This is a genomic window from Streptomyces sp. 13-12-16, assembly GCF_002114215.1.
GTDB lineage: Bacteria > Actinomycetota > Actinomycetes > Streptomycetales > Streptomycetaceae > Streptomyces.
Window position 1 is genome coordinate 1 of record NZ_NCTE01000864.1, and the last position, 2,837, is coordinate 2,837.

Below are 2,837 nucleotides of genomic sequence, written 5' to 3' on the forward strand. Positions count from 1 at the left end.
GCCCACGTGCGCGGCCGCCGCCGCCCGCGCCGCCTCCGGGTCGCGGGCGGCCAGGGCGCGGTGGATCGCGGCGTGTTCGCGCCGGGTGCGGGCGAAGGCGTCCTCCTCCTGGTACCCGCGCCGGACCCGGGCCCGGAAGGTGCGCGAGGACAGGCTCTCCAGGATCGCGGCCGTCGTCCCGTTGCCTGCGGCCGCCGCGATCTCGCGGTGGAAGGCCAGGTCGTGGGCGAGGATCTCCTCCGGATCGTCGGTGGCGTTCATCGCCGCCAGGTGCTTCTCGACCTCGGCCAGCCGGTCCGGAGTGATCCGGGCGGCGGCCAGGGCGGTCGCGTTCGACTCCAGGACGCGGCGCACCTCCAGCAGTTCGACCAGTTGCCGCCCCCGGGACAGATCCGCCACCACCCCGAACGTCTCCAGCAGGTCCCCGGCCTCCAGCCGGGTGACGTAGATGCCCGAGCCGTGCCGGGCCTCGACCACTCCCAGCACCGTGAGCGCGCGGACCGCCTCCCGCATCGAACTGCGGGAGATGCCCAGCCGGACGGCCAGCTCCCGCTCGGTGGGCAGCCGCTCACCGGGCTCCAGTTCACCCTCGCGGATCATCGCCGTGATCCGCTCGATGGCCCGCTGCGTCACCGTGCCCCTCTGCGGGGCCGACTCCTCCACGCCACTCCTCCACTCACCGGATGCGCCGCAGTCTAACCACTGAAGTGGTCGGACCAAATTCGGTCAGATGACGGGTTCGGCGCGTCCGAAGGGTGTTCTCATCGGCAAGTGGTCTGATAAATATGCGATCCCCGCCCCCTCATCGAAAGGTCCCCCGTGCCCCCGCGACCCGCCCGCATCACCGCCGTCGACACCTACGACGTCCGGTTCCCCACCTCGCGCGAGCTCGACGGCTCCGACGCGATGAACCCCGACCCCGACTACTCGGCGGCCTACGTCGTGCTGCGCACCGACGCCGCCGACGGACACGAGGGGCACGGGTTCGCCTTCACCATCGGGCGGGGCAACGACGTCCAGGTCGCCGCGATCCGGGCGCTCCGCGGCCATCTCGTCGGACGGTCCGCCGACGAACTCTGCGCCGACCCCTCCCTCCTGAACCGCGACCTGACCGGTGACAGCCAGCTGCGCTGGCTCGGACCCGAGAAGGGCGTGATGCACATGGCGATCGGGGCCGTCGTCAACGCGCTCTGGGACCTGGCCGCCAAACGCGCGGAGAAGCCGCTGTGGCGGCTGCTCGCCGAGGCCGACCCCGCCTGGCTGGTGCGCCAGATCGACTTCCGCTACCTCACCGACGCCCTCACCCCCGAAGAGGCCCTCGCCCTCCTGCGCCGCGGCCGGGAAGGCGCCGAGGAGCGCACCGCCCTGCTGCTGGAGCGCGGTTACCCCGCCTACACCACCTCGCCCGGCTGGCTCGGCTACGACGACGGGAAACTCACCCGGCTCGCCGCACAGGCGGTCGCCGACGGCTTCAGGCAGATCAAGCTCAAGGTCGGCGCCGACCTCGACGACGACCTGAGGCGCTGCCGGGTCGCCCGCGCGGTCGTCGGACCGGACGTGCGCATCGCGATCGACGCCAACCAGCGCTGGGACGTGGACGAGGCGATCCGCTGGACCAGGGCCCTCGCCGAGTTCGGCCCGTACTGGATCGAGGAACCCACCAGCCCCGACGACATCCTCGGCCACGCGGCGATCCGCCGCGCCGTCGCCCCGGTGAAGGTGGCCACCGGCGAACACGCGCAGAACAGGATCGTCTTCAAGCAGCTCCTCCAGGCCGGCGCCGTCGACATCGTCCAGATCGACGCGGCCCGCGTCGGCGGGGTCCCCGAGAACCTGGCGATCCTGCTGCTCGCCGCCAAGTACGGCGTCCCCGTGTGCCCGCACGCAGGCGGGGTCGGCCTGTGCGAACTCGTCCAGCACCTCTCGATGTTCGACTACGTGGCCCTCACCGGCACCACCGAGGACCGGGTCATCGAGTACGTCGACCATCTGCACGACCACTTCCTCGCCCCGGTGGTGATCCGCGACGGCCACTACACGGCACCCCTCGCGCCGGGCTTCTCCGCCGCCGTGCGACCGGGGTCCCTGGCGCGCTACACCTATCCCGACGGCGACTTCTGGGCCGCCGACCCGGACACGCGGAAGAACAAGGACGAGGAGCAGGCCGCATGAGCGACTTCGAGGGCCTGACGGCCCTGGTGACCGGCGGCGCCTCCGGCATCGGCCGGGCCACGGCGGAACTCCTCGCCGAGCGCGGAGCCCGGGTGGCCGTCCTCGACCTCGACCCGTCGACGGTCGGCGAGCCCCTCACCGGACACCGCGCCGACGTCACCGACGACGCCTCGGTGCGCGCGGCGGTGGCCGCCGCCGTCGACGGTCTGGGCGGCCTCGACGTCCTGGTCAACAACGCCGGCATCGGTGCCCGGGGCACGGTGGAGACCAACTCCGACGAGGAATGGCACCGCGTCTTCGACGTCAACGTCCTCGGCATGGTCCGCACCGCCCGCGCCTGCCTGCCGCACCTGCGCGCCTCCGCGCACGCGGCGATCGTCAACACCTGCTCCGTCGCCGCCACCGCCGGCCTGCCGCAGCGGGCCCTGTACAGCGCCACCAAGGGCGCCGTGCACTCCCTCACCCTCGCCATGGCCGCCGACCACGTCCGCGAGGGCATCCGCGTCAACTGCGTCAACCCGGGCACCGTCGACACCCCCTGGATCGGCCGGCTGCTGGACGCGGCCGACGACCCGGCCGCCGAACGCGCCGCCCTGGAGGCCCGCCAGCCCACCGGCCGCCTGGTCTCGGCCGCCGAGGTCGCGGGTGCCGTCGCCTACCTGGCG

3 protein-coding genes are annotated in these 2,837 nt (G+C 73.1%); 2 read left to right on the forward strand and 1 reads right to left on the reverse strand.

Annotated elements, in window-relative coordinates; genetic code table 11:
• Window positions 1-663 (reverse strand): FadR/GntR family transcriptional regulator (locus B7767_RS30710; protein WP_085574997.1); only part of this gene is annotated, 663 nt, incomplete at its 3' end.
• Between the two features lie 156 nt (window positions 664-819).
• Here B7767_RS30710 and B7767_RS30715 point away from each other — a divergent pair.
• Together B7767_RS30715 and B7767_RS30720 are read left to right on the forward strand one after the other, a co-directional pair.
• Complete coding sequence (locus B7767_RS30715; RefSeq protein WP_107486417.1) at window positions 820-2,172, forward strand: L-fuconate dehydratase; 1,353 nt, start codon at window positions 820-822, stop codon at window positions 2,170-2,172.
• Window positions 2,169-2,837, forward strand: a 669-nt coding sequence (locus tag B7767_RS30720) for an SDR family NAD(P)-dependent oxidoreductase (protein ID WP_085574999.1), incomplete at its 3' end; no start/stop codon positions are given. The genes B7767_RS30715 and B7767_RS30720, both read left to right, overlap by 4 nt.